We start from the raw sequence: 26075 nt of genomic DNA, 5'->3' as shown, positions 1-26075 counted from the left end.
AGCCAATGCGAATTTGAATCGGATTACAACGACTTACGCCGAAGACGGCGGTTGCGCGCCGGGTACGGTGGTGTATTAGGGGCACCATGACCCTTGTGACCGATACGGCCTCCCTGTCCGCCCTCTGTGATCGTCTGTCTAGCGAACGCTATGTCGCGATCGACACCGAGTTCATGCGCGACAAGACCTACTACGCGAAGCTTTGCCTGGTGCAGCTCGCCGGCGCCGACGAAGCCGTAGCCGTCGACACCCTGGCGCCGGGCATCGATCTCGCTCCGCTCTACGCGCTGATGGCCAACCCGGACGTCCTGAAGGTCTTTCACGCCGCCCGGCAGGACGTTGAGATCTTCGTGCATCAGGCCGATGCCGTGCCCGCACCGCTGTTCGACACCCAGATTGCGGCGATGGTCTGCGGCTTTGGCGACGCGGTCAGCTACGACCGGCTGGTGCGTGGCCTCACCGGCGTCAAGCTGGACAAGACCTCACGCTTCACCGACTGGAGTCACCGGCCGCTGTCGAGCCGTCAGATCGAATACGCACTGGCCGATGTCATCCACCTGCGTCCAGCCTACGAGAAGCTGCACCGCAAGCTGGAGAAGACCGGCCGGTTGGAGTGGCTGAGCGAAGAGATGGCCGTACTGACGGACACAGCCACCTACAAGGTGCCTCCGGAGCAATCCTGGCGGCGGCTTAAGATCCGCAGCACCAAGCCCAAATTCCTGACGGTGCTGCGCGAGCTCGCCGCCTGGCGCGAGCGTGAGGCCCAGGCCCGCGACGTGCCGCGCAACCGCATTCTGCGCGACGACGCCCTGGTCGATGTCGCGGCCCAGATGCCGCAGACGCCGGAGGAGCTGGGACGCTCGCGGGCGTTCAACCGCGACTCCGCCGGTGGAAAGACGGGTCGTGCGATCCTGGATGCAGTCACCACCGCCCTTGCGTTGCCGAAGGATCAGTGGCCGTCCCTTCCGGATCAGGCTGACGCTCCGCAGGGGCGCCAGCCCGTCGCCGATCTGCTGCGCGTGCTGCTGAAGATCAAATGCGAGGAGCACGATGTCGCGCCGAAGCTGATCGCCAGCTCGGACGACCTCGACGCCATTGCCTCCAACGACGACGCCGACGTTCCCGCGTTGAAGGGGTGGCGGCTCGAGGTGTTCGGCAATGCCGCCCTGGCCGTAAAGCACGGTCGCCTGGGCCTGGTGTTCGATCCGGCAAAGGATCGGGTGAGGCTCGTCGACGTCTCGGCCTGACCTCCGCCCTCGTGGCCTAAATCGCTCGTCTTAGTCCGGTGTTTGTCGTCGGAGGCCGGCCACAGCGCGGGATCGACGCGGTGCGCCCTGCGCGACCGTTATCGGCGCCCCAATGGCCGACGACAGGGTCGCCACCCGACGGTCGACCACATCGCCCAGCAGCGCCAGTGCCTCGCCTGACAGCTTCAGCGTGAAGCCCCCGGCCGGCAGGGCGTCCAGCTTCGTCCGCCGCAGCAGGACCGTGGCCCCGCCCGACAGCGTCAGCCCCAATCTCAGCGCATGGCCCACCTGGATCGCGAGTGTCCGCCGTGCCGGATCGAGCAGATGTTCCACGGCCCGCGCCGCCGGAAGATCGGTATGCCCCACATACCGGACCAGGATACCGATCGCCAGGAACACCCGATCGGCATGGTCAAGACCGGCCACCGGCAGCCGCAGGACGCGCAGGAACCCGTGCTCGCCCCGATAGCTGGGATGCTCCGACCAGGCGATATCGCTCAACATGCAGAGCGCCTTGACCAACCGGGCATCGCGCTCCGCAAGCAGCGGAAACATGGGGGTCAGCCACGCATAGACGGTATTCGGATGCGGCGCGAAACGATTGGTCTCGCGCGCGATCTCTTCGGCCGCCATCAACAGCGGGTCCTTGTCGCGCTCCCCGTCGGTCAGCCGGTCATACAGACAGCCTTCGCGCAGCCCGAAGGCTGAAAACACCACCCGCGACGGCTTACCCTTGGCCAACACGCGCTGCAGCACCAGGGCGGCGGTTGGAATGGAGTCACCCCGTCGCCGGGACACGCCCGGAACGTTCTTGGCGGCCTTCTTCGGGATCCGGACCAGCGACGACAGGTAGTCCGAGAGCGCATTGCGCTCCACCGCATACCCGTGAATGACCTCGATCGGATAGTTGCTTCGGACCATGTGCGCCTTGGCGATGCTGCGCCACGCTCCGCCGACGGCGTACAACGTCCGCCCCTCGAGACGGGAGAGCCAGTGCGCCGTCTTCAGATGTCCGTCGACCATGGTCGTCAGGCGCCGCCCCTGGCCGCCGGCAGTCTCGCCGATGCGCAGCGGACCAAGCGGCATGGTCGCGTGATCGCCCAGCCGGCGGTTGCTCACATCGATCAGTTCCAGGCTGCCGCCGCCGAGATCCCCGACCACGCCGTCCGCCTCGGGGAAGCCGCTGAGGACGCCGAGCGCCGACAGCCGTGCCTCCTCGTCACCGCTGATCACGTCCACCGGGTGTCCAATGCGGCGTTCAAGCTCGGCCACGAAACCCGGTCCGTTGGCGGCGTCGCGCACCGCCGAGGTTGCCACCACATCCAGGTGACGCACCCGCATGGCCTTGGCAATTTGATTAAAGCGATCGATGTTCAGCAACGCCGATGCCATGCCTTCAACCGGCAGATTGCCGGTCTCGGTGACGCCCCGACCCAATCCGCACAGCGCCTTCTCGTTGAACACCGGGATCGGCGACCGGCCTGCGTGGTCATAGACCACCAGTCGGATGGAGTTCGAGCCGATGTCCAGAACGCCAACCCTCTGACCGCGTACCGGCTCGAGAGTCCCTCGCCCTTCGCGCTGCAGTCCGTTTTCGTCGGTCACTCGCCCTCACGCAGGGTCCGCGGAGCATCACCGCCGCGCCGCAGCGCGCTGCCGCGACCGGACAGGCTGGGGTTCGTCATGAAGTAGGTATGAGCCGAGAAGTCATCGTTTGAATGCGACACGCGTTGATACTGCCCTTCGCTGTTCAGCACCCAGCTGTTGGTGCGGTCTTTCAGGTTGGCCACCATGATCTGGTCGAGAACCTGCCGATGGACGGTCGGGTTTTCAACCGGGACCAGATGTTCAACCCGGCGGTAAAGGTTGCGTTGCATCAGGTCGGCCGAGGAGATGTAGACCTTGGCCTGATCGGACGGAAGCTTGTGGCCGTCGCCGAACACGATGACCCGGGAGTGTTCGAGGAACCGCCCGACGATCGACCTCACCCTGATCGTCTCTGACAGGCCCGGAACCCCGGGCCGCAGGCAGCAGATGCCGCGAATCACGAGATCGACCTGCACCCCCGCCTGGCTGGCCTTGTACAACTCGTCGATGATGCTCGGATCGACGAGTTGGTTCATTTTCATCCAGATTGCCGCCGGGCGGCCTGCGGCGGCATGTTCGATCTCGTTGCGGATGCCGTCCAGCAGGGTGCTGCGCAGGGTCAGCGGCGAGATCGCCAGCTTCTCCATCTTCTCCGGGGTAGCGTAGCCGGTCATGTAGTTGAACATCCGCGACGCATCCCGGCACAGCGCCGGATCGCAGGTGAAGAACGACAGGTCGGTGTAGATCTTGGCGGTGATCGGATGGTAGTTGCCGGTACCGAAATGCACGTAGTTGCGCAGGCCGTGGCCCTCGCGACGCACCACCAGCGACACCTTCGCGTGGGTCTTCAGGTTCATGAACCCGTAGACGACCTGCACGCCGGCCCGCTCGAGGTCCCGGGACAATCGGATGTTGGCCTCCTCGTCGAACCGGGCCTTGATCTCGACCATGGCGGTAACGGATTTGCCGGCTTCGGCCGCCTCGATCAGCGCCTTGACGATCGGGCTGTCCTTGGACGTGCGGTACAGCGTCTGCTTGATGGCGATGACCGAGGAATCGGCCGCGGCCTGGCGCAGGAACTGCACGACCACATCGAAACTCTCGTAAGGATGATGGACTACGATGTCCTTGGTCCGGATTGCAGCAAAGCAGTCGCCGCCGAAGTCGCGGATCCGTTCCGGGAACCGGGCGTTGAACGGCGGCCAGAGCAGGTCCGGCCGCTCCGACATGATCAATTGCGACAGATCGGCGAGCCCGACCATCTCCTCCAGCGCGAACACGTCCTCGCGCGGCACCTTCAACTCATCGATGACCAGCTGCTGCAGCGGCTCGGGCATCGACAGGTCAACCGCCAGGCGGATCACGTTGCCGCGGCGACGGGCCTTGAGCGCGGTTTCGAACGACAGCACCAGGTCTTCGGCTTCCTCGTCGATCTCCATCTCGCTGTCGCGGATGACCCGGAAAACCCCTTGCCCCTTGACCTGATAGTTCGGGAACAACCGGTCAACGAACAGCAGAATGACCTGCTCGATCGGCACGAACCGGATCTGATCGCCCGGCAATCGCACAAACCGGCCGATCTGCTGCGGCAATTGAATGAGGCCTTGCATCTCATGGCCGCCGGACCGCGCCCGCAATTGCATGGCAAGGCAGATGCCCTTGTTCGGAACGAACGGGAACGGATGGGCCGGGTCGATCGCCAGCGGCGTTAGAACCGGATAGACCTGCTCGCTGAAATGATTGGCGAGCCAGGCCAGATCGTCGGCGCCCAGTTCGCTGCCGTCGACCAGGTGATAGCCGACATCCTTCAGGGCCCCACGCAGCGACCGCAAGGCAACCTGCTGGTCGCTCATCAGTTTGGCCGCCGCTTCGGCGATCGCCCCCAGCTGCTGAGGCGGTGTCAGGCCGTCATCGCTGGCCGTGGTGATCCCGGCCGCAACCATGCCCTTCAGCCCGGCGACCCGGACCATGTAGAACTCGTCCAGATTGGACGCCGAGATCGCAACGAACCGCAGACGCTCCAGCAGCGGGTTGCTGGCGTTCAACGACTCCTCCAGCACCCGCGTGTTGAAGGCAAGCCAGGAGATCTCCCGATTGATCAGCCGGCTCGCGCTCTCCAGCGTGATCGACGTGGAGACCGGCGGGGCGTCTGCTTCGACCGCCGCCCGCCGTTTCAACGACCCGCGTGGACGCTTGCCATGGGCGTCATCGACGATGCGTTCCACCTTGCCTGTCGCTTCGCTCACTGCCAGCCTCCTGCGTCACCCGGCGCCGCTGGATCGGCGCCTCACTGCGCGGGGTGTACCCGCAGTCTGTGACAGCGGGATGACAGGCGGTCCAGCCCAATTCAGAGCGTGCCAGGGAATGCACCACCATCCATCAGGACATTCTGCCCGGTAATGAAGCCGGCGTGAACGCTGCACAGGAAAGCGCAGGCGGCCCCGAACTCATCGGCCGTGCCGAACCGGCCGGCGGGATTCTTCTCGGCCTGCTGCTTGCTGAACGCCTCGTAAGGCATCCCCGCCTTCTCGGCCTGCAGCTTCATGTTGCCGCGCAGCCGGTCGGTGTCGAACGGTCCCGGCAGCAGACCGTTGATCGTCACGTTGTGACGCACGGTCTCGCGAGCCGCTCCGGCAACGAACCCAGTCAGACCGGCACGCGCGCCATTGGACAGGCCGAGGATCGGGATCGGCGCCTTCACCGCGCCCGACGTGATGTTCACGATCCGGCCGAACTTGCGCTCGATCATCCCGTCGACCGTCAACCGGATCAACTCGATCGCGGTCAGCATGTTGGCGTTGATCGCCTTCTGCCAGTCCTCGATCGACCAATCGCGGAAGTTGCCCGGCGGCGGGCCACCGGCGTTGTTGATCAGGATGTCGACCGGCCCGGCCGCCTTCAGCACCGCGGCGCGGCCTTCCGGCGTGGTGATGTCGCAGGCAACCGTGGTCACCGACACCCCGGTCGCCGACCGGATCTCATCGGCGGTGGCGTCCAGCGTCGCCTTGGTCCGGGAGTTGATCACCAGGTCGACGCCCTCGCGCGCCAGAGCCAGAGCGCAGCCCTTGCCCAGCCCCTTGCTGGCGGCGCAGACGATGGCCTTCTTGCCTTTCAGTCCGAGATCCATGCCCGGTCACTCCCCTCGATCGGTTTCATCATCAGCAAGCGCCCGCTTTGCCAGCGCCCGGTCCACTTTGCGTCCTTCGGCCAGCGCCAGGCGGTCAAGGCAATCAACCAGCCTGTAAGCCGCCGAGAACGACCGTTCCATGCGCGCCACCAGATACGCGACGACGTCTTCGCGCACGACCACCTGTCGATCCGCGAAATGCTTTCCCAGGACGCCGGCCAGAAGAGCCTCGTCCGGCGGCCCGACCATCGCGATCGGCAGTGTCGCCAACCGGGATGCCAGATCCGGCAGACCAAAATCACACCGAGCCGGCGCCGTGCGCGACAGGATAAGCACAGATCCCCCGCGCTCTGCCACCGTGTTGTAGAGATGCAGAAGTGCCTGTGGGGCGCGGATTCCGGTGAGGTCGTCGACCACCGCGTGTGTTGCATCCCCGAGCACGTCCGGCAGTCCATCCACCGTCAGATCCGCCGCATCCACCGCAACCGCACCGCTTGCCCGGCGCCACACCGCCCCAAGATGAGTCTTTCCGCATCCTGCGGGACCAACGATCGCCAGACCGCGCAGCGGTGCGGGCCAGTCCGGCCAGCGGTCGATCCACGCCGCTGCGTCGGCATTGCACGCCGATACCAGAAAATCGCTGCGCCCCAGCGCCCGCCGGTAACCCAGATCGAGGATCAACTGACTTGGCGTCATCACACCGGTCCCGGTGCCCCGGTGTCATTCCCGTCGGGCGCCGCGTCATCCGCCGGCGGCACCCCGTGGAGGTGCAGCGGGCTGTCCAGGTACCGGGCCAGTGCAAACCGGGTGAGAACGCCGACCACGGCGGCAACCGGAACCGCCAGCAGCACACCGACGAAGCCAAACAGCGTCCCGCCCGCCAGCAACCCAAAGATCACCCAGACCGGATGCAAGCCGACGGCCTCGCCGACCAGATTGGGCGTCAGGAAATTCCCTTCGAGCATCTGCCCGGCGGCGAATACGGCCGCGACGATCGCCACCGCCTGCCAACTGTCGAACTGCGCCAGAGCCAGCCCCACGCTGAGGACGCCGCCGATCAGCGCTCCGATGAACGGCACGAATGAGATCAGGCCGGAGAACAGTCCGATCACCAGACCGAAATCCAACCCCGCGATTGTCAATCCCGCCGCATAGAACACGCCGAGGATCAGGCACACCGTCCCCTGTCCCCGAACAAACGCGGCCAGCGTGCGATCCACGGCCGCGACCTGCGTGCGGATTGTCGGCGCCTGCTCCCGCGGCAGCCAGCCGTCCACCGCCGCAACGATCCGGTCCCAGTCGCGCAGCAGGTAAAACGACACGATCGGGGTGATCAGCAGGAGCGACAGCAGATTGGCGATCGCGAACCCGCCGCTGATCAACCGGCTGATCACGCCGCCGGCCCAACTTACCAAGTCGCCGGTCATGCCGGTGACTTTCTCCAGGGCGGCTTGCCGGTCCAGCCCCTCGTTGACGTGCGCCAGTAGCGGCGCCAGCCGGGTCCGGATCATGTCGACGTAGCCCGGCAGCGTGGAGGCGAGCTTCTCGAACTGGGACTGCAGCAACGGAATCAGCAACAGCAGCAGCCCGATGGCGAGCGCGAAGAAGCCGAGCAGCACGACGAACGTCGCAAGACCACGCGGAACCCGAATACGTTCAAGCCGGTCGACCACCGGGTCGAGCAGGTACGCCACCGCCATGCCGGCAACGAACGGCACCAGCACGTCGCGCAGGACATAGAAGCCCAGCAGCACCAGCGCGAGGAACAGCGCCCAGAACACCGAACGTTCGCGCCGGGTCATGCGACGGACGCCCGGGTCACTGGGTTCCCGGCACCGGCGCCGTCGGCGGCGCCGAGGGCGAAGGTCCGATGATGACCGTCTCTTCCGTGCCGTAGGCCGGTGCGGCCGAGTACGGCGCGCCCGACCCAATTGCCCCGGAAGCTGGAGCGGATTCCGGCATCGGCTGCCCACGCTGCTTGAGAATGTAGTCCCCGGCTCCCGGAAGCAGTTCGAGGTCGCGTTGCGCCAGGGCCACCCGGAACTGCTCGGCCTCGCCGTTGATCCAGACGTCGACCAGAGCTTCCCGGCGGGTGAGCAGGATGACCTGATACCGGGCAACGATGGACAACCGGTCCAGCGCCTCACGCACCGTCAGCCAGCGCTTCATGGAGTCGATCGGGACCGTCGCCGTCACCCGGCTTTCAAACCCGGGACGAATCAGGTTGTCCTGCTTCCAGGCCTCCTCGACCATTGCCACGGCTCGCAGTACCGCAGGCGCCAGCCGCTTCACTTCGTCCAGTTCTTCGCCACCCGCCACCGTTTCGAGCAGGGTGCGATCGGTGCCGCTCGGGCCCAGCCGCTGCACCGACAACTCGGTGGCACCGCCAGACCGTGGCGTCGCCTTGACGACCACCGCGTCGCGCGCGCCGTAGCGCTCCGCAATACGCGTCAGCGCCGGCAGGTCGCCCGCGACGGCCTGTTCCGGCAACAGATCGCGGATGTCGGCTACATCACCGTAGGGCACCACGAACGGCACCAGGCCACCCTGGGGCGGAAGGTCGTACCAGGCTGTCCGCCACGGATTCGGCTCCTTCCAAAGAACCACCTCGCCGCCGGTCACGTACAGCGGAATGACCAGGACCGGCAGGCTGCGGGTCTCTGCATAAGGAGTGCCCGCCGCGCGGAGGTAGCCGCGAATCGCCGCCTGATCGAACGCGACCGTCAGGTCTGCCAGCCACCGCACGGCCGACGATCGTTCGTTGGCCACTTCGAAGCCCAGGACCATGCGCTGCAGCTCCGCATCGGTCGGATCCTTGATGGCACGGGCCTGCGCCAGCGGAGCCACCCGCTCGACGAGCCGTTGAAACGCCTTCCGGCGCCCCTCGGCGATCGCCCGGTCGCGGGCGACCGGCGCGGTTTCGGCGGTCGCGTCAACCGGCACCGCGCGAACGGTGTACAGATCGGCATCCGCCGCATTCGCTTCCGCCAGGGGAATCACCACCGGCAGAATCATCAGCAGGGTGCGCAGAAAGTTCGTAAAATTGCGCCGCACGGTATCGCTCATTGTCGTTCAGCCCACTTGCCGCTTGCGGGGAGCGTCGGCACCGCGGCATATACCGCGATCCGGGCGAAACGAAGACACGCCCGACAGCCCGGCCTTATACCGCAGCCCGGCGGAGGATGCCATAAGCCCCCCAAAGCAGACGAACCAGCCTTTGACATACCGCGATGCCGACGTCGACATCGACGCGGGTGACGCTCTTGTCGAGGCCATCAAGCCGCTCGCGGCTTCCACCCGACGTCCGGGTGCCGACGCAGACCTTGGTGGCTTCGGAGGTCTGTTCGACCTGAAGGCCGCCGGCTTCAGGGATCCGGTCCTGGTCGCCGCAACCGATGGCGTGGGCACCAAGCTGCGCGTGGCCATCGAGGCCGGACGGCACGACGGGGTCGGCATCGACCTGGTCGCGATGTGCGTCAACGACTTGGTCGTGCAGGGCGCCGAGCCGGTGATGTTCCTGGACTACTACGCCACCGGGAAGCTCGAGGTCGCCGTGGCCCGTGACGTGGTCGCCGGCATCGCTGCCGGTTGCCGGGACGCCGGATGCGCCCTGGTCGGCGGCGAGACAGCCGAGATGCCGGGTATGTACCGGGCCGGCGACTACGATCTCGCCGGATTCGCGATTGGCGCGGCCGAGCGCCAGCAGATCCTGACCCGTGACCGGGTGTCGGCCGGCAATGTCGTGCTGGCGCTGCCGTCGTCTGGGGTTCACTCCAACGGCTTCTCCCTGGTCCGCCGAATCGTCGAGCGCAGCGGGCTCGCCTGGGATGCTCCCGCACCGTTCGCTCCCGAACGCACGTTGTCCGAAGCGTTGCTGGAGCCTACCCGGATCTATGTCCGCTCCTGTCTGAAGGCGATCGCGGCCGGCGGCGTTACCGCCCTCGCCCACATCACTGGTGGCGGCCTGATCGAGAACCCGCCACGGGTCTATGGCGACGATCTGGCGATGCGGCTGGATCTGTCGACCTGGCGCCTGCCCCCGGTGTTTCGCTGGCTTGCGGCGCAGGGCGGGGTCGAGGCGCGGGAAATGCTGCGCACCTTCAACTGCGGACTTGGCATGCTGATCGTCGTGGAAGCCGGGCGGGCCGACGCGGTGCGCGACGCGCTGTCGGAAGCCGGCGAGACGCCGGTCACGGTCGGCGTGCTCGAAGCGCGCACCGGCGACCCGGTTGTGTTCGACGGCCTGTCGCCGACCTGGCTGGCATGACCGGCGCCCGCAAGCGGGTTGGCGTGCTGATCTCCGGTCGCGGCAGCAATCTGCAGGCCCTGCTGGATGCGTCCACCGATCCGGCGTTCCCGGCCGAGATTGCCCTGGTGATCTCCAATCGCCCCGGTGTCTACGGGCTGGAGCGGGCACAATCCGCCGGGGTAGCCACCGCGACCATCAGCCACCAGGACTACCCGAACCGCGACAGCTTTGACGGGGCGATCGACGCGGCATTGCGCGGCGCCGGGTGCGAGATTGTCTGCCTGGCGGGGTTCATGCGGATCTTCACGCCGGGTTTCGTCAACCGCTGGCCGAACCGGATCCTGAACATCCACCCGTCGCTGTTACCGTCGTTCACCGGACTTCATGTGCAGCGCCGGGCGATCGAGGCCGGCGCCACGATCGCCGGCTGTACCGTCCATATCGTCACCCCGGACCTGGATTCCGGGCCGATCCTGGCTCAGGCCGCCGTCCCGGTGTTGCCTGACGATACCGAGGACAGCCTGTCCGCCCGCATCCTGGAGCAGGAGCACCGGTTGTATCCGAGCGCGCTCGCCTGGCTGGCCGAAGGCCGGGTTCGGATCGACGGCAACCGTGCGCTGGTCGACGGCGCAACCGCGTCCGGCGTTCTTTTGTCGCCGTCCCTGTAAGGGCTTTGAGCGCTGCCAGCGCTTCGCTATAACAGGCTGAATTCGCCGTTTCGTCGGGAGGGCATCATGGCCACTGAAGACCGTTTCATCGATCTGACCCGTGAGCACCGGGCGATCTGGGAAGGCTTTATAACCTTCATCAAGATCAGCACCGCGCTGTGCATCGTCACGGTAGCGCTGTTGGGCCTGTTCGTCGCCTGACGTCCGGGCCTTTCCGTAACGAAAAAGGGCCGGCCCCACGGGGCCGGCCCTTTCGATTCAAGCGGCTCGAGAATCAGCCGACGATTTCGTTGCCGCTGAAGAACTGCGCGATCTCGATGGCGGCCGTCTCGGCGGCGTCCGAACCGTGGACCGTGTTCTCGCCGATCGACAACGCCACTTCCTTGCGGATGGTGCCGGCATCGGCCTTCGACGGGTCGGTGGCGCCCATCACTTCACGGTACTTGGCGACGGCGTTGTCGCCTTCCAGGACCTGCACGACCACTGGGCCGGAGACCATGAAGTCAACCAGTTCGCCGAAGAACGGGCGGGCGCTGTGGACGGCATAGAACGTCTCGGCCTGGTCGCGGGTCATCTTGATCCGCTTCTGCGCGACGATGCGAAGACCGGCGGCCTCGATCATGGCATTGACCTTGCCGGTCAGGTTCCGGGCGGTAGCGTCCGGCTTGATGATGGAAAAGGTGCGCTCAAGGGCCATGAGACTCTCTATCGATCGTGATGGATTCGGATGGGCGGAGGCAACGTGGCCCAACCGCCCGGCGCGCGCCTTATAGCGGCGCGGCCCAACAGCGGCAAGTGCGCAGCGACCGCCTGAACCGCCTACCCGGCCTTCTCCCAGCCGCCGCGGTCGGTTTGCCGCCAGTAGGTGAGCGTGTGACCGGCATCACGGGCCGCCTTCCAGCGTGCCCGGGCAGCAGCAACGGAAGCGTCGTCGCGACCGTCGAACAGATCGAACACCCGGACCCATGCTGCCAGATCGCCGATCGTGACGCCGTCGGTCAGGAACAGGAACGCAGCGCCGTTCGGATTGCCCTCGACGGCGCTCAGCCAGATCGGCTGGTCTTCATCGAAGCCGTCCTTGGAGGTGCCGTGCGGCAGCCATGAGCGGTCCTCGTAGGTCCACAGCAGGCCGTTCAGGGCTTGCACCCGCTCGTCGCTGCCCGCCAGGACAACCGCTCGCTGCCCCGCCTCCAGCGTCCGCTCCAGCAGCTTGGGCAGCGCACGCTCCAGCGGCGTGGCCGTCAGATGGTAGAATCCGATCTCGGCCACGCCGCCGACCTGCCCTTAGGTCTTCTCGACGTAGTCGCGGACCAGCCGGTCGAGCGCACGCACGGCAAAGCCGCTGGCGCCCTTCGGCGTGGTGCTGCGGTCCTTGCGCGACCAGGTCACACCCGCGATGTCCATGTGGATCCACGGCGTCTTGTTCACGAAACGCTCCAGGAAGCAGGCCGCCGTGATCGCCCCGCCCCAGCGCGGGCCGGCGTTCTTCATGTCGGCAACGTCGCTGTCCATCTGCTTGTTGTAGGCGTCGCCGAGAGGCATGCGCCACATTGGCTCGTCGACCGCATCCCCGGCGGCCTTCAGAGCATCGGACAGCTTGTCGTCATTGGCGAAGTAGCCGCAGGTCTCCTCTCCGAGCGACACCATCATGGCGCCGGTCAGGGTGGCGAGATCGACCATGAACGACGGCTTGAACTTGTCCTGGGTGTACCAGAGCGCATCGGCCAGGACGAGCCGGCCCTCGGCATCGGTGTTGATCACCTCGATGGTCTGGCCCGACATCGTCGTGAGGATATCGGATGGCCGCATCGCGTTGCCGTCCGGCATGTTCTCCACCAGGCCGATCACGCCGATCACGTTCGCCTTGGCCTTTCGGCCGGCCAGCGCCCGCATCAGGCCGCTGACGACTCCGGCGCCGCCCATGTCGAACTTCATGTCTTCCATGCCGCCGGCCGGCTTGATCGAGATGCCGCCGGTGTCGAAGCACACGCCCTTGCCGACGAACGCCACCGGCTTGTCGGACTTAGCACCGCCGTTCCAGCGCATCACCACCAGCTTGGACTCGCGCCGGCTGCCCTGCCCGACCCCCAGCAGCGCGCCCATGCCGAGCTTGGTCATCTCCTTCTCGCCGAGCACCTCGACCGCGACACCCAGTTCCTTCAGGCCGACGCAGCGCTGGGCGAAGCTCTCCGGGAACAGCACATTCGGCGGCTCGGAAACCAGATCACGGGTGAACGCGACGCCCTCGGCAACAGCCGCCTCGACGTCGTACAGCTTCTTGGCCTCGGCGTGTCCGTCCACCATGACGGTCAGCTTCTCCAGAGTCGGCTTGTCGTCGTCCTTCAGCGTGGTGCGGTACTTGTCGAATCGGTAGGATCGCAACTCGGCACCGAGCGCCAGATGCGCGGCCCGCGCCGCCCGATGCTCGTCACCGCTCTCCATGACGATGGTGACTTCTTTTTCCCCCGACCCCGCGAGCGCGGCGTAGATTCCGCCGCCGGCGGTCTCCGCCCATTTGAGATCGAACTTCTTGGGATCGCCGACGCCGTAAAGGAGCACCCGTCCCGCGGACGTGAAAACCGTCAATGTCTGGTGCGCTTTGCCGGTAAACCGCGATCCCGCCATGGCCTTGGCGATCAGTCCGCCGGACTCGCCGTCGATCGCTGTTGCGGTCGGCGACAGCTTGCCGCTCTCGGCCACGGAGACGACGATCGCCCCCTTCTTCGGACGTCCAACCTTGGCAAAGACGATCTTCATCAGAGGCTCCATGGGTTGCGGGGAGGCGATCTTTGGGGTAGCCGTCGCCATCGGGCTCTGTCAACGGGCGGCAGCGCCGGTATCATGCGCCCGAACAACACTGAACGCGAGCCGGGGACGGCATGCGCATCACCCGTTACCTGGCTGGACAGATCCTGACCGCGATGGTGTTCATCGTGGTGTCGATGACGTGCGTGATCTGGTTGTCGCAGTCGCTGCGGTTCGTGGACCTGATCGTCAATCGCGGCCTGCCGATCCCGAGCTTCGTCTATCTCACGCTGATGCTGATGCCGACCTGGCTGTCGATCGTCCTGCCGATCGCGGCGTTCGCGGCCACGGTCTTCGTCTACAACAAGCTGACGAACGACCGCGAACTGGTCGTGCTCTCGGCCGCTGGGCTCAGCCCGTTGCGGTTGGCGGGCCCCGCCATGGTGGTCGCAGTCGCCACCATGCTCGCCACCTACCTGATGACCCTCTACCTGGTGCCGATGAGCTATCGCGGCTTCAAGGAGCTGCAGTTCCAGATCCGTCACAACTTCGACCACCTCGTGCTGCGCGAGGGCGAGTTCCGTTCGATCGGCGACGGGCTGACGGTCTATGTCCGAGCCCGCGAGGACACCGGGCAGCTTGCCGGAATCGTGGTGCACGACCAGAGCAACGCCAAGAAGACCGTCACTTTGGTGGCCGAGCGCGGCGCGTTGATCACCGCCCCGGAGGGTCCACGCGTGGTGATGGCCAATGGTTCCCGCCAGGAGCGCGATACCCAGACCGGACGGGTGAGCGTGCTGTATTTCGACCGCTATACCATCGACCTGGGAGCCATGCGCGAAGAGGTGCAGCGCACCATTCGCGATCAGAACGAACTGTTCATCGACGACCTGCTGTACCCGACCGAGCAGATCACCGATCCGAAGAACTTCGACGAGTACATCGCGGAAGGGCATCAGCGGCTGACCTCTCCTTTGCTGGCTCTGTCTCTGACGGCGATCGGGGTTGCGGTGCTGCTGTCGGGCGAATTCTCGCGCCGCGGCCAGACCATCCGAATCATAACGGCGGTGCTGCTGGCCAGCTGTGCCGAGGCTATGGGGCTCGGCTCCAAGTACTTGGCCGTGCGCTATCCCTCGCTGCTGCCGATCATGTGGCTGGCCGTCATCGTGCCGTTTCTGCTGGCGTTGATGTCGATGACGCAACGACGGCTCAGGCGGCGCAGTCCGGCGCCGGCGGCTTCATGATCCAAACATGAGATTGTCGCCCACCCTATCCACCTATATCGGCCGCCAGTTCGTGTTCTGGGTGCTGGGCACCTTTGCCGCGATCATGGCCATTGTGTTTCTGCTCGACGTCATCGAGTTGCTGCGTAGAGGAGCCGGCAAGGACGGTGCCCATTTCGGTGTCCTGGTCGAGATGGCGGCCTTAAAGCTGCCGAGTATGGGGCAGCAAATCCTGCCGTTCGCCGTGCTGTTCGGCTCGATGCTGGCGTTCACCCGCCTGACCCGCACCAACGAGTTGGTCGTGGCGCGGGCGGCCGGCATATCCGTCTGGCAGTTCCTGATGCCGGCAATCGCCGTCGCCTTGTTGCTCGGCGCGCTCAAGGTCGGTGTGGTCAACCCGATCTCCTCGGTGATGACCGCCCGTTTCAACGTCCTGGAAGACACCATCCTGCGCAACCGCGTGGACAGCTTCATGACGGTCGGACAGGGTGGTCTGTGGATTCGGGAGCGCACCGAGAGCGGGCAGCACGTGGTCCATGCACTCGCTGCACGCCAGAACGACGCCGAGTTGGCCAACGTGCTGGTGATCCGTTTCGGCCACAACGACGAGTTCCTCGAGCGCATCGACGCCCGCACGGCGCAGTTGGGCGCCGGCTACTGGGAGCTCCGCGACGCGGTGGTTACTTCCGCCAAAGGTCGGCCCGACCCGAGGGGCTCGATTCGAATCCCGACTCGGCTGACCATCCAGAACATCCAGGACAGCTTTGCCTCACCGGAGACCATGTCGTTCTGGGAGCTGCCGGGATTCATTCGGATATTGGAGAATGCCGGTTTCTCAGCGGTCAAGCACCGCCTCTACTGGCACGCCCTGCTGGCATCGCCGCTGCTCCTGATCGCGATGGTTTTGATCGCCGCGACCTTCTCGTTGCGGCTGACCCGGCGGGGCGGCACTCTGCTCTGGGCGTCGAGCGGGCTGTTCACGGGGTTTCTGCTGTATTTCATGTCCGATATCGTCTTCGCGCTGGGTCTGTCGGCCCGCATACCGGAAGTGTTGGCGGCCTGGACGCCCGCGACCGTCACCATGCTGCTCGGATTGACGAGCCTACTGCACCTTGAAGACGGATGAACGGCTTGCCAACTGCGCTCCTTCGGACACTCGCCGGCCTGATGATGCTGCTGGTCACCGCGCACTCGGTGCCCGCGCAGGAGATCGATGTCGAGAACACCCCCGTCCTGTTGCAGGCCGATGAACTCACCTACAACGAAGACCTTGGAATCGTTACCGCACGGGGAAATGTCGAGTTGAATCAAGGGCCACGGCTGCTCATGGCGGACACCGTGACCTACAATCAACGAGACAACACCGTCACCGCCAGCGGCAACGTCTCGCTGTTGGAACCAACCGGGGAGGTCTTGTTTACCGACTACGCCGAGTTGCACGACCATCTCAAGGTCGGCTTCATCGAGAACCTGCGTGCTCTGATGGCCGACGGATCACGCCTCGCCGCCAATCGCGCGCGACGAACCGCCGACAGCAAGAAGATCATGGACCGGGGCGTGTTCTCGCCCTGCAATCTCTGCAAGGAAGATCCGCGACGGGCGCCGCTGTGGCAGCTGAAGGCGGTCAAGATTGTCCACGACGAAGTCGCAAAGGACATCATCTACGAAGACGCCACGATGGAGTTCCTCGGGGTTCCGATCATGTACTCACCCTACATGCGGCATCCCGATCCCACCGTCGATCGTCGGTCCGGCCTGCTTGCACCGACGCTCGGCTACTCCGGCGACCTGGGCGCCATCTACGGACAGCCCTATCACTACGTGTTCGATGCATCGCGCGACCTGACCATCGAGCCAATGGTATTCAGCTCCGAAGGGTCTGTTTTGAGAGGACAGTACCGCCAGCGATTCTCACGCGGACAGATCGACCTCAGGGCTACGAGCGCCTATGTCGATCAGTATGAGGGCAGCGAGTCGACCGGCGACCAAGGCATTGAGGGCAGCGCCGACCTCGAGGGTCAATTCTCGCTCGACCGAACCTGGCGCGCCGGCTTCGATTTCGAGCAATCAAGCGATCGAACCTACCTGAAGAGATTCCGCCTTGGACATGAGGATGTCCTGACCACTCGCCTCTATACCGAAGGCTTCCGTGGCCGGAACTACGCCGCGATCAATGCCTACAAATGGCAGGACCTGCGTGCCTCCACCGACCCGGACGATACGCCGCTGGTCATGCCGTTCGCCCAGTACAACTTCATCGCCGAGCCGGCCAGCGACGGCGGACGCTCGTCCATCGACGCCAGCCTCCTGGCGTTGACACGCGAACGCGGCACCGACAGTCGACGAGCTTCGCTGGTCTATGGCTGGAAACGCCCGCACACAACGGCCAGCGGTCAGATGCTCACGGTCGAAAGCCGCGTACAGAGCGACGGCTACTTTGCCTCGGACCTGGACACCGCGGCGGACAATAGCGACGAAACCACCGCCCGGCTGTTTCCGCAGGTCGGTGTGAAATGGCAGTATCCTTGGGCTCGGCGAAGCGGAACCACCACCCAGTTGTTCGAACCGATTGTCGGAATCGTCGGTGGCCCGAACGGAAGCAATCCGGATGAAATCCCGAACGAGGACAGTCGGTCGTTCGAGTTCGACACCACCAACCTGTTCCGGCTGAACCGCTACGAAGGCGTGGACCGAGTGACCAGCGGATCCCGCATCGATTACGCCCTGCGCTCCGGGGTCTACGGAGACGCTGGCGGTTCCACCGAATTTCTCATCGGCCAGAGCTATCGGTTCTATGGGGACAGTTCGTTCGAGAAGGGATCGGGCTTGGATGAGGAACTGTCCGACATTGTCGGGGCAATCACCGTCCGGCCGCGCGATCAGTTCGATTTTTCCTACCGCTTCCGGCTGGACAAGGACTCAGCGGAAGTCAGGCGGAACGAGGTCGGGTTCGGATATCACCATTCACGGTTTGCGTTTCTCTTCGACTACATTGCAATCGACGAGGCTGCATCCAGCGACCTGACCGGTGATCGCGAGCAGATCGATGCCACCCTGAACGTCCGTCTGTCGGAGTACTGGAGCACCGGGATGAACATCGTCCACGACCTGTCCGACGGCGACAGTCGCCTGCTCCGCGGCCGTCTAGGACTGACCTACTCCGACGAATGCCTGACGTTCGGCGTCGACGTCGAGCGCTCGGACATCGAGGACGAGGATATCGAGCCGGACACCCGGGTGATGTTCCGGATCGCCTTCAAGTATCTGGGTGGTGTGGAGAGTCGTTGATTGCCCGGCTCCTGGCCCCAAATCAACGCAAGCCCTGCCGTGGCCGCAAGCCCTGTCGGCTGATATAGTCCCCCCGGTTTTCCTCCGACCCGGTCGAATGCAATGAACGTTACCCTCCGCCCTGCCCTTGCTCTCGCCGCGTTGACCGCATTGGCCCTGCTTATTGTGATCGGGCCGGTCACCGCCCAGGAGCAGCAGCGCATTGCAGCGGTGGTCAACGACGAGATCCTGTCCATGCGGGATCTGCGAAGCCGGCTTCGGATGGTCATCGTCTCCTCACGGCTACCCCCGACCGATGAAACCGCTCAACGCCTGGCGCCGCAGGTGCTTCGCAGTCTCGTTGACGAACAGATTCAACTCCAGGAAGCCAAACGCCTGAATGTTGCTGTGACCGAGCAGGATCTCGCGCGGGCACGCAGCGAAGTCGAACAGCGCAACAACCTGAAACCCGGTCAGTTCGAGGAGTTCGTTCGCAGTCTGGGCGTCGACCCCGAGACCGTTATCCGGCAGCTGAAATCGCAGGTCGCATGGACGAAGCTGGTACGGCGGCGGTTCGGAAACGACGTCACGATCAGCCAGGAAGAGGTGACGGACGTCTTGCAGCGTATGGAAGCGGACGCCGGAAAGACCCAGAAGCGGGTTTCCGAGATCGTTCTGACAGTCGATGATCCCAGCACCGAGGATCAGGTCAGGCAACTCGCCGAGCGCATCGTTGAGCAGTTGAAGGCCGGCGCCAACTTCTCCGCCGTCGCCCGCCAGTTCTCGGCCTCGGCAAACGCCGCTGTAGGCGGCGACGTCGGCTGGATCCTGCCCGAGCGCATGGCGCCCGAGATCGCCGAAGCGGTGGCCAAACTGGAGACCGGCCAGATCTCGGAACCGGTGCGAACCTTGTTCGGCTATCACATCGTGCAGGTTGCGGACTCCCGTGTCATCGCTGCCGTCGATCCCTTGACCGCCACGGTTGATCTGAAGCAGGTCTTCCTGCCGGTTCCTCCAAACGCCGGGGCCGACGTCCGACCGTCCCAGAAAGCCCTGGCGGAGGCGTTGTCGGGATCCGCGCAGAGCTGCGGCGACTTCGTCGACCTGGCCAAGGAAATCAAATCGCCGGTGTCCCCGGACCTGGGTGAAATGAAGGTCGGCGAGCTTGCACCGCCGCTCCGTGAACGGGTAGCCGGCCTGAAAGCCGGCGAGAACACCGGCCCGGTCGATCTTCCCAACGGTGTCATGGTGGTCATGGTGTGCTCGAGACAGGCGCCCCCAAGCAACCTGCCGAGTCAGGACCAGATCCGATCACAGCTGGAAGCACAGCGCTTCGAGATCCTGGCGCAGCGCTATCTTCGCGACCTGCGGCGCAACGCCTTCGTCGAACTTCGCGTCTGAGCGGCGCCCATGACGGTTACCCGCCCGCTGGCCCTGACCCCCGGTGAGCCGGCCGGCGTCGGCTGCGAACTGGCGGCCGAAGCCTGGATCCGTCGCGGTGACGGAATCCCTGCATTCTTCCTGATCGACGATCCTGACCGTGTCGCCAGCCGCCTGCGGCTGATCGACCGGACGCTACCCCTGCACCCGATCACCGACCCTGCCGAGGCGTCGCGGGTGTTTGCGCAGGCGCTGCCGATCCTTCTGCACCCATTTCCTTCTCCGGATCGTCCGGGCGTGACCGATGCGGCTAATGGCAAGGCGGTGGCCGATGCGATCGAGCGGGCCGTGGAACTGGTTCGCTCCGGCCGGGCGTCGGCGGTGGTGACCAATCCGATCCAGAAAGAGACACTGTATCAGGCCGGATTCGCGCACCCCGGGCACACCGAATTCCTGGCGCATCTGGTTGGACCGGACGTCACACCGGTGATGCTTCTGGCCAGCGAGGCGTTGCGGGTGGTTCCGGTGACGATCCACATTCCGCTGTCCGAGGTGCCGAGCCGGTTGACCACCAGCGCCATCCTAACGGTCGCCCGGATCACCGCGGCATCCCTCACCCGGGATTTCGGGATTGCGGCGCCGAGACTTGCAGTCGCCGGCCTCAACCCGCACGCCGGCGAAGGTGGCGCGATCGGCCACGAGGATCGGGACATCATCGCACCAGCGGTCGCCGCCCTGCGCGCCGACGGCATCGATGCCATCGGCCCACTTCCGGCCGACACGATGTTCCATGCCGAAGCCCGTGCCGGTTACGACGTCGCCCTCGGCATGTACCATGATCAGGTTCTGGTTCCATTGAAGACCCTGGACTTTTGGGGTGGAGTGAACGTGACCCTTGGCCTGCCATTCGTACGCACGTCGCCCGACCATGGCACCGCCCTCAATCTCGCCGGAACCGGCCGTGCACGGCCGGACAGCCTGATTGCAGCGCTGCGACTGGCCGAGACGATGGTCACCCGCCGCAACGCCGCGCAGCGGGCGGGGACCGCCTCGTGAAGGATCCCGTGAGCGTCCGGATCGCCGCCCTGCCGCCGCTGCGTGAAGCAATTGCCAGCGCCAATTTTTCGGCCAAGAAAAGCCTCGGCCAGAATTTTCTGCTGGACATCAACCTGACCCGGCGGATCGCCCGGGCTGCCGGAACTCTTGAGAATGGCACCACAATCGAGATCGGCCCGGGCCCCGGCGGGCTGACCCGTGCCCTGCTGATCGAGGGCGCGGCCGACCTGATTGCCATCGAACGCGATGCTCGAGCCGCAGAGGCGCTCGCCCCACTTGTGCAGGCCGCCGAAGGTCGCCTGCGGCTGGTCGAGGATGACGCGACGGAAGTCGATGTGTCGTCGCTCGGCGCGGCGCCGCGCCGGGTGGTCGCCAACCTGCCTTACAACGTAGCGACACGACTGTTGTTGGGCTGGCTCGCGACGCCGACCGCTTTTGAGTCCCTGACCTTGATGTTCCAAAAGGAAGTCGCCGACCGGCTGCTTGCCGGACCGGGCAGCGATGCCTACGGACGGTTGTCGGTGTTCGTCCAGTGGCTGTGCACGGTGCGCCGGGTGACCGACCTGCCGCCCTCGGCTTTCACCCCGCCGCCGAAGGTCTGGTCAACCGTCGTTCGCCTGGAACCACGCGCAGTGCCGATGCATCCCGCCGAGCGCCGAGCGTTGGAGCGGGTAACGGAGGCGGCCTTCGGGCAGCGGCGCAAGATGTTGCGACAGAGCTTGAAGGGTCTTGGCGGCGATGCTTTGCTGGTCGCCGCCGGCATTGAGCCGACCGAACGACCCGAACGCCTTTCGATCGCCGAATTCTGCCGCCTGGCCAACGCCCTGTCCGATCGCGAGTCCCGCTGATGACCGACCCCCCCGGCAACGCCCCCACCCTGACGGCCGTCCAACGCGACCCGGATGGATTGGTCATCCGGCCAGCCAGGGAAGACGATCTGTCGGTGATCGTGGCGCTGCTGGCCGACGACGGACTCGGCAAGAGCCGGGAGAGGCCGGGCACTCCACTGCACAGCGCGTATGCCGAAGCGTTCCAGCGCATGGCCCTGCAGGACGATAACCTGGTGCTCGTCGCCGAACTGGATGACGCCGTTGTGGGTTGCCTGCAACTCACGTTGATCCACGGCCTCAGCCGACTCGGAGCGACCCGGGCGCAGGTCGAAGGGGTGCGGGTTGCGACCGCGGCGCGGGGTCGGCGGGTGGGCGAGCGGCTGATGCGCGAGGCGATGGTGCGTGCCAAGGCGCGGGGCGCTTCGCTGATGCAGTTGACCACCGACCATCGGCGGATCGACGCCCACCGGTTCTACGAGCGCCTCGGCTTCGTCGGCAGTCATCTCGGCCTGAAGAAGGAACTTGGCTGATCGGGCGTCGTTGAGCGTGTGCTGGCGGTGCCGTCGGCGACGACCCGTTTATCTCCTGCTAACGATTCATGCGGCATCATGACCAAGCCGGGACTGCAGCCAAACGGATGCGCCGGGCCGCGAGGAACCGACGATGCTCTACCAGATACACGAGCTGACCCGACTGGCGATGATGCCCTGGCGCGGCGCCGCTCAGATGGCCCGACTGATCGCAGCCGCGCCGTGGAACCCGATCTCCTACACGCCTTTCGCCCAGCAGATCCTGGCCGGCACCGAGGTCTTCGAGCGCGCGACACGGCGCTACGGCAAGCCGGAATGGAGCCTGCCGACCACGGTGATCGACGGCAAGACCGTATCCATCACCGAGGATGCGGTAATCAAGCGCACCTATTGCCATTTGCTGCATTTCAAGCGCCAGACCGCCCGAGAGGACCCGAAGGTCCTGGTGGTTGCCCCGTTGTCGGGGCATTTCGCCACGCTGCTTCGTGGCACGGTCGAGGCCATGCTGCCGGACCATGATGTGTATGTGACCGACTGGCAGGACTGCCGGGCGATCCCGGTCAATGCGGACCGCTTCAACCTCAACGACTACATCGACTACGTCATCGACTTCCTGCATTTCCTCGGTCCCAACACCCACGTGATCGCGGTCTGCCAGCCCAGCGTGCCGGTCATGGCGGCAGTATCCGTGATGTCCGGTTGGGGCGATCTGTGCGCGCCGGCGTCGATGACCCTGATGGGTGGCCCGATCGACACCCGGAGGAACCCGACGGCGGTCAACAAGCTCGCCGAGGAGCATGATTTCGAGTGGTTCGAGAACAACGTGATCACCACGGTGCCGCCGCCCTATCCCGGCGCCGGGCGCCGCGTCTACCCGGGCTTCATCCAGCTCACCAACTTCATCTCGATGAACTTCGACCGTCACCTGCAGTCGTTCAACGAACTGTTCGATCACCTGGTCCAGGGTGATGAGGAGGAGGCCGAGAAGCGCACCTCGTTCTACGAGGAGTATCTGGCGGTCATGGACCTGCCGGAAGAGTTCTACCTGCAAACGATCAAGACGGTGTTCAAGGACCATGCCCTGCCGAAGGGCGAGATGATCCACCGCTGGCATCCGGTGAAGCCGGAGACGATCAACCGGACCGCGATCCTGTGCGTCGAGGGTGAACTGGACGACATCTCAGGCGTCGGCCAGACAAAGGCTGCCCTGGATCTCGCCAGCAACCTTCCCGACTCCATGAAGAAATACCATCTTCAGAAGGATGTCGGGCACTACGGCATCTTCAACGGCGGCCGCTGGCGGCGCCAGATTGCCCCGGTAGTCAAGGAGTTCATCCGCGAGCACGACCACAGGGTCGGCAAGCGCAAGCCCAAGCTGAAGGCCGTGGGGTGAGGCAGGCAACGTATTTGGCGATCGCCCGCTGACCATCGGGCATCGGCGCTGCTCAGCCGCCGCTGCCCTCGCGCAGCCCTTTCACGAAGTCCGGCAGGCCGACCAGGCGCTCGCGCCTGAGGCGTTCGGCGGCCAGGATGGCCCGTACGGCGGCGGTGCTGCGTTCGATGTCGTCGTTCAGGATGATGTACTGGTACTCGGGGTAGTGGCTGATCTCGTCGGCCGCCTTGGCCATGCGGGCCGCAACCACATCGTCGGAATCCTGGGCTCGGCTGCGCAGGCGACGCTCCAACTCGCGGGTCGACGGTGGCAGCACGAACACACTGACCAGGTCACGGGGCGCGCTGTCCTGCAACTGCTGGGTGCCCTGCCAGTCGATATCGAACAGCACGTCACGTCCCGCCTTGAGCGCCGCCTCGACCGGCCCGCGCGGGGTTCCGTAGTAGTTGCCGAACACCTTGGCGTGCTCCAGCAACTCGTCCCGGTTCACCATCAGGTGAAAGTCGGTCGGATCGACGAAATAGTAGTCCCTGCCGTCGACCTCGCCAGGTCGCCTCGGCCGCGTAGTGGCCGACACCGACATCGTTACTCCGGGCTCCGCTTCCATCAGGCGGCGCGAGATCGTCGTCTTGCCCGCCCCGGACGGTGACGACAGCACCAGCATCAGTCCGCGCCGTGTGATTGCCATCGGCTGCCCTCCGTCACTCGACGTTCTGGATCTGCTCGCGGAACCGCTCAATCCGGGTCTTCAGCTCGACGCCGATACCGGTGAGGGTCAGGTCAATGGCCTTCGAGCACAACGTATTGGCCTCGCGGTTCAGTTCCTGGCACAGGAAATCCAGCTTGCGGCCGATCGAGCCGCCATCGCCCAACAGTTCCCGGCACGCCGCGACATGGGCTGCCAGACGGTCGGTTTCCTCGCGCACATCCGCCTTGGTGGCGAGCAGCGCCAGTTCCTGCACCAACCGCTCCTCCGGCACCGGGGGAGCCGCTTCAAGCAGCACCGCCAGTTGTTCCTGCAGGCGAGCCCGCAGGGCCGCCGGTTGCGACTCCGCGACGGCCGATGCCTGTGTGGTCAGGTCGGCGATCTCGTCCAGGTGCGTCTCGACCATCGCCTTCAGCTTCGTGCCTTCCCGGCCGCGCGCCTCGACCAGCTCATCCAACGCCCGTTCCAGATCCCCGAGAGCCGGTTTTTCCAAGGCTTCGATCACCGCTGCGTCGGCGGTGCGCTCGACTACCTCGATCACGCCCTTGATCGCCAGCACGCGATCCAGGCTGGGCGCGGTCGGATAGACCAGCCCCTTCGCCTCCAGACGTTCCTGCAGCCCCAGGATCTCCGTAAGGAAGGCCTCGTTGACGACGATCTGCGGAGTCTTGGCCCGGTCCGCCTGTTCCAAGGTCCAGGTCAGGTTGACCGATCCGCGCGCCAGCCGGCGCTGTGCCCGATCGCGGATCTTGCTTTCCCAGCCCTCTACCAGCGCCGGCAACCGGCATCGCAGGTCCAGGCCCTTGGAATTGACGCTGCGGATCTCCCAACTCCAGGTCCAGGGTATCGGGGTCGCGTCTGCCGCCGGCGCGGCCTCGGCACTGCCGTCGACACGGGCGAAGCCGGTCATGCTCATTACGGACAAGATGGAACCCCGCTCGGAAAACTCGCGCATTCAGCCGTCGCCCTTATATCGTGGGGACTCCGGGGCGCCAAGCCGCCGCCCTGCAGAAGCCGCTGCCGGAGCCTGACCTCATGCCAAAGCCGACCACCATCCTGATCACCGGTGCATCCAGCGGCATCGGCGCCGCGTTGGCGCTCGAGTACGCTGCGCCCGGCATCACGTTGCATCTGGGTGCCCGCAACAGCGAGCGGCTGGAAGCCATAGCGATCGCCGCGCGCGCGGCAGGCGCCACGGTGCGGCCGATGGCAGTTGACGTCACCGACGCCGAGGCGGTTCGCCGCTGGGTCGTGGCGGCGGACGAATCGACTCCCCTGGACCTGGTCATCGCGAACGCCGGGATCTCTGCCGGGACCGCCGGATTGGCGGGCGCCGAGCCCACCGAGCAGGTACGCGCGGTGTTCGCCACCAACGTCGACGGCGTGCTCAACACCATCCAGCCGATCCTGCCCCGCATGACGTCCCGTGGGAGCGGCCAGCTGGCCCTGGTTGCCTCGTTGGCCGGTTATCGCGGCATGCCGAGCGCGCCAAGCTACTGCGCGTCCAAGGCCGCCGTTAAGGTGTTCGGCGAAGCGCTGCGCGGCAGCATCCACGCCAGCGGTGTCCGGGTATCGGTCGTATGCCCCGGGTATGTCCGGACCCCCATGACGGACGTCAACGACTTCCCGATGCCGTTCCTGATGGATGCCGACAAGGCCGCCCGGGTGATTCGACGCGGACTGGCAGGCGACAAGGCCCGCATCGCGTTCCCCTGGCCCCTGGCCGCCGCCGTTTGGTTGCTGCAGGCGCTGCCGCCGGCCTGGATCGACCCCGTTCTGCGGCGCTTGCCGGGCAAGGCAGCGCGGCCGGCCTGACCGGGACGATCCCGCTGCAGCAACTCGAACTTCGCACCGGACATTCCCGTCGAAATCGGCAATGTTGGCCGAAATCGAAGAGGGAAGACTGGATCATGGAAAAATGCCCATGCGGGTCGGGTTCAGCCTTGGAAGCGTGCTGCCCGCCGATCGTCGGCGGCGCCCCCGCACCCACCGCCGACGCGCTGATGCCCTCACGCTACAGCGCCTATGTGCTGAAGGAGGTGGGTAACATCGAGCGAACGCACGCCG

At 65.5% G+C, this 26075-nt stretch carries 24 protein-coding genes; 13 read left to right on the top strand and 11 right to left on the bottom strand.

The window, feature by feature from the left end; all coding sequences use genetic code 11:
* Window positions 1-86: 86 nt before the first annotated feature.
* Complete coding sequence (gene rnd / locus RIC54_RS25350; RefSeq protein WP_350093737.1) at window positions 87-1247, top strand: ribonuclease D; 1161 nt, start codon at window positions 87-89, stop codon at window positions 1245-1247.
* Between the two features lie 30 nt (window positions 1248-1277).
* Here rnd and RIC54_RS25345 read toward each other — a convergent pair whose 3' ends face one another.
* The 6 genes from RIC54_RS25345 to RIC54_RS25320 all read right to left on the bottom strand — a co-directional run bounded on the left by RIC54_RS25345 (window position 1278) and on the right by RIC54_RS25320 (window position 9027).
* Window positions 1278-2852: a Ppx/GppA phosphatase family protein gene (locus tag RIC54_RS25345; protein WP_350093734.1), complete on the bottom strand. Its 1575-nt coding sequence runs from the start codon at window positions 2850-2852 to the stop codon at window positions 1278-1280.
* Window positions 2849-5011 carry an RNA degradosome polyphosphate kinase gene (locus tag RIC54_RS25340; protein ID WP_502989694.1) on the bottom strand — a complete coding sequence of 721 codons (2163 nt, stop codon included), beginning with the start codon at window positions 5009-5011 and terminating at the stop codon, window positions 2849-2851. Before RIC54_RS25340 ends, RIC54_RS25345 begins: the two co-directional genes overlap by 4 nt.
* 170 nt (window positions 5012-5181) lie before the next feature.
* A complete protein-coding gene (locus RIC54_RS25335) occupies window positions 5182-5961 on the bottom strand; it encodes an SDR family oxidoreductase (protein ID WP_350151566.1) in 780 nt (259 codons plus the stop codon).
* A gap of 6 nt (window positions 5962-5967) precedes the next feature.
* Window positions 5968-6657, bottom strand: coding sequence for a P-loop NTPase family protein (locus RIC54_RS25330; RefSeq protein WP_350093723.1), 690 nt, complete (start codon window positions 6655-6657; stop codon window positions 5968-5970).
* Window positions 6657-7763 (bottom strand): AI-2E family transporter, encoded by a 1107-nt coding sequence (locus RIC54_RS25325; protein WP_350093717.1) that lies wholly within the window; start codon window positions 7761-7763, stop codon window positions 6657-6659. The genes RIC54_RS25330 and RIC54_RS25325 overlap by 1 nt, the downstream gene beginning before the upstream one ends.
* Before the next feature lie 16 nt (window positions 7764-7779).
* Entirely contained in the window at window positions 7780-9027 is a 1248-nt protein-coding gene (locus RIC54_RS25320; protein ID WP_350093710.1) for a DUF2066 domain-containing protein, read from the bottom strand.
* A 151-nt stretch (window positions 9028-9178) separates the two neighbouring features.
* On the opposite strand from RIC54_RS25320, the gene purM reads away from it, so the two are divergent.
* The 3 genes from purM to RIC54_RS25305 all read left to right on the top strand — a co-directional run bounded on the left by purM (window position 9179) and on the right by RIC54_RS25305 (window position 11079).
* Entirely contained in the window at window positions 9179-10228 is a 1050-nt protein-coding gene (purM, locus tag RIC54_RS25315; RefSeq protein WP_350151564.1) for a phosphoribosylformylglycinamidine cyclo-ligase, read from the top strand.
* Window positions 10225-10878, top strand: coding sequence for a phosphoribosylglycinamide formyltransferase (gene purN / locus RIC54_RS25310; protein ID WP_350093700.1), 654 nt, complete (start codon window positions 10225-10227; stop codon window positions 10876-10878). Before purM ends, purN begins: the two co-directional genes overlap by 4 nt.
* Before the next feature lie 66 nt (window positions 10879-10944).
* Window positions 10945-11079, top strand: a complete 135-nt coding sequence (locus RIC54_RS25305) for a hypothetical protein (RefSeq protein ID WP_350093694.1) — start codon at window positions 10945-10947, stop codon at window positions 11077-11079.
* A 73-nt stretch (window positions 11080-11152) separates the two neighbouring features.
* Here the strand turns inward: RIC54_RS25305 and ndk are convergent, their stop codons facing one another.
* The 3 genes from ndk to RIC54_RS25290 form a co-directional block, all read right to left on the bottom strand.
* Window positions 11153-11575, bottom strand: a complete 423-nt coding sequence (gene ndk / locus RIC54_RS25300) for a nucleoside-diphosphate kinase (protein WP_350093689.1) — start codon at window positions 11573-11575, stop codon at window positions 11153-11155.
* 122 nt (window positions 11576-11697) lie between these two features.
* Entirely contained in the window at window positions 11698-12147 is a 450-nt protein-coding gene (locus RIC54_RS25295) for a DNA polymerase III subunit chi (RefSeq protein ID WP_350093682.1), read from the bottom strand.
* Window positions 12148-12162: 15 nt separating this feature from the next.
* Entirely contained in the window at window positions 12163-13635 is a 1473-nt protein-coding gene (locus RIC54_RS25290) for a leucyl aminopeptidase (protein WP_350093679.1), read from the bottom strand.
* Window positions 13636-13757: 122 nt separating this feature from the next.
* On the opposite strand from RIC54_RS25290, the gene lptF reads away from it, so the two are divergent.
* From lptF to RIC54_RS25250, 8 genes are all read left to right on the top strand, one after another.
* The gene (gene lptF / locus RIC54_RS25285) at window positions 13758-14867 is read left to right on the top strand and encodes an LPS export ABC transporter permease LptF (protein WP_350093676.1); all 1110 of its coding nucleotides are present in this window, start codon (window positions 13758-13760) and stop codon (window positions 14865-14867) included.
* A gap of 7 nt (window positions 14868-14874) precedes the next feature.
* Window positions 14875-15972, top strand: a complete 1098-nt coding sequence (gene lptG, locus RIC54_RS25280) for an LPS export ABC transporter permease LptG (RefSeq protein ID WP_350093673.1) — start codon at window positions 14875-14877, stop codon at window positions 15970-15972.
* A 5-nt stretch (window positions 15973-15977) separates the two neighbouring features.
* Complete coding sequence (locus RIC54_RS25275) at window positions 15978-18134, top strand: LPS-assembly protein LptD (protein ID WP_350093670.1); 2157 nt, start codon at window positions 15978-15980, stop codon at window positions 18132-18134.
* A 102-nt stretch (window positions 18135-18236) separates the two neighbouring features.
* Window positions 18237-19514 (top strand): peptidylprolyl isomerase, encoded by a 1278-nt coding sequence (locus RIC54_RS25270; RefSeq protein WP_350093667.1) that lies wholly within the window; start codon window positions 18237-18239, stop codon window positions 19512-19514.
* A gap of 9 nt (window positions 19515-19523) precedes the next feature.
* Window positions 19524-20549 (top strand): 4-hydroxythreonine-4-phosphate dehydrogenase PdxA, encoded by a 1026-nt coding sequence (gene pdxA / locus RIC54_RS25265; protein ID WP_350093664.1) that lies wholly within the window; start codon window positions 19524-19526, stop codon window positions 20547-20549.
* Entirely contained in the window at window positions 20546-21397 is an 852-nt protein-coding gene (gene rsmA, locus RIC54_RS25260) for a 16S rRNA (adenine(1518)-N(6)/adenine(1519)-N(6))-dimethyltransferase RsmA (RefSeq protein WP_350093661.1), read from the top strand. Before pdxA ends, rsmA begins: the two co-directional genes overlap by 4 nt.
* Window positions 21397-21909 (top strand): GNAT family N-acetyltransferase, encoded by a 513-nt coding sequence (locus tag RIC54_RS25255; RefSeq protein ID WP_350093658.1) that lies wholly within the window; start codon window positions 21397-21399, stop codon window positions 21907-21909. The genes rsmA and RIC54_RS25255 overlap by 1 nt, the downstream gene beginning before the upstream one ends.
* Window positions 21910-22042: 133 nt before the next feature.
* On the top strand, window positions 22043-23302 hold the full coding sequence (locus RIC54_RS25250) for a polyhydroxyalkanoate depolymerase (protein WP_350093655.1): 1260 nt from the start codon (window positions 22043-22045) through the stop codon (window positions 23300-23302).
* 52 nt (window positions 23303-23354) lie between these two features.
* Here RIC54_RS25250 and gmk read toward each other — a convergent pair whose 3' ends face one another.
* Together gmk and RIC54_RS25240 are read right to left on the bottom strand one after the other, a co-directional pair.
* On the bottom strand, window positions 23355-23990 hold the full coding sequence (gene gmk / locus RIC54_RS25245) for a guanylate kinase (RefSeq protein ID WP_350093652.1): 636 nt from the start codon (window positions 23988-23990) through the stop codon (window positions 23355-23357).
* Window positions 23991-24003: 13 nt separating this feature from the next.
* Window positions 24004-24963, bottom strand: a complete 960-nt coding sequence (locus RIC54_RS25240; protein WP_350093649.1) for a YicC/YloC family endoribonuclease — start codon at window positions 24961-24963, stop codon at window positions 24004-24006.
* Window positions 24964-25043: 80 nt separating this feature from the next.
* Between RIC54_RS25240 and RIC54_RS25235 the strand changes: the two genes are divergently transcribed.
* Window positions 25044-25823 carry an SDR family NAD(P)-dependent oxidoreductase gene (locus RIC54_RS25235; protein ID WP_350093646.1) on the top strand — a complete coding sequence of 260 codons (780 nt, stop codon included), beginning with the start codon at window positions 25044-25046 and terminating at the stop codon, window positions 25821-25823.
* Window positions 25824-26075: the final 252 nt, after the last annotated feature.

It is taken from the genome of Thalassobaculum sp., assembly GCF_040219215.1.
In the GTDB taxonomy this organism is placed as follows: domain Bacteria; phylum Pseudomonadota; class Alphaproteobacteria; order Thalassobaculales; family Thalassobaculaceae; genus Thalassobaculum_A.
Note: the sequence above shows the minus strand (reverse complement) of the source record. Positions and strands in the feature narration are given on the sequence as shown.

Bases quoted from the DNA above. Each gene is read 5' to 3' on its own strand.
- pdxA (WP_350093664.1), top strand. From the start codon at position 19,524: ATGACGGTTACCCGCCCGCTGGCCCTGACCCCCGGTGAGCCGGCCGGC.
- RIC54_RS25255 (WP_350093658.1), top strand. From the start codon at position 21,397: ATGACCGACCCCCCCGGCAACGCCCCCACCCTGACGGCCGTCCAACGC.
- RIC54_RS25235 (WP_350093646.1), top strand. From the start codon at position 25,044: ATGCCAAAGCCGACCACCATCCTGATCACCGGTGCATCCAGCGGCATC.
- purN (WP_350093700.1), top strand. From the start codon at position 10,225: ATGACCGGCGCCCGCAAGCGGGTTGGCGTGCTGATCTCCGGTCGCGGC.
- gmk (WP_350093652.1), bottom strand. From the start codon at position 23,990: ATGGCAATCACACGGCGCGGACTGATGCTGGTGCTGTCGTCACCGTCC.
- RIC54_RS25320 (WP_350093710.1), bottom strand. From the start codon at position 9,027: ATGAGCGATACCGTGCGGCGCAATTTTACGAACTTTCTGCGCACCCTG.
- RIC54_RS25305 (WP_350093694.1), top strand. From the start codon at position 10,945: ATGGCCACTGAAGACCGTTTCATCGATCTGACCCGTGAGCACCGGGCG.
- RIC54_RS25270 (WP_350093667.1), top strand. From the start codon at position 18,237: ATGAACGTTACCCTCCGCCCTGCCCTTGCTCTCGCCGCGTTGACCGCA.
- RIC54_RS25290 (WP_350093679.1), bottom strand. From the start codon at position 13,635: ATGAAGATCGTCTTTGCCAAGGTTGGACGTCCGAAGAAGGGGGCGATC.
- RIC54_RS25240 (WP_350093649.1), bottom strand. From the start codon at position 24,963: ATGCGCGAGTTTTCCGAGCGGGGTTCCATCTTGTCCGTAATGAGCATG.
- RIC54_RS25330 (WP_350093723.1), bottom strand. From the start codon at position 6,657: ATGACGCCAAGTCAGTTGATCCTCGATCTGGGTTACCGGCGGGCGCTG.
- RIC54_RS25335 (WP_350151566.1), bottom strand. From the start codon at position 5,961: ATGGATCTCGGACTGAAAGGCAAGAAGGCCATCGTCTGCGCCGCCAGC.
- lptF (WP_350093676.1), top strand. From the start codon at position 13,758: ATGCGCATCACCCGTTACCTGGCTGGACAGATCCTGACCGCGATGGTG.
- lptG (WP_350093673.1), top strand. From the start codon at position 14,875: ATGAGATTGTCGCCCACCCTATCCACCTATATCGGCCGCCAGTTCGTG.
- ndk (WP_350093689.1), bottom strand. From the start codon at position 11,575: ATGGCCCTTGAGCGCACCTTTTCCATCATCAAGCCGGACGCTACCGCC.
- RIC54_RS25325 (WP_350093717.1), bottom strand. From the start codon at position 7,763: ATGACCCGGCGCGAACGTTCGGTGTTCTGGGCGCTGTTCCTCGCGCTG.
- RIC54_RS25250 (WP_350093655.1), top strand. From the start codon at position 22,043: ATGCTCTACCAGATACACGAGCTGACCCGACTGGCGATGATGCCCTGG.
- rnd (WP_350093737.1), top strand. From the start codon at position 87: ATGACCCTTGTGACCGATACGGCCTCCCTGTCCGCCCTCTGTGATCGT.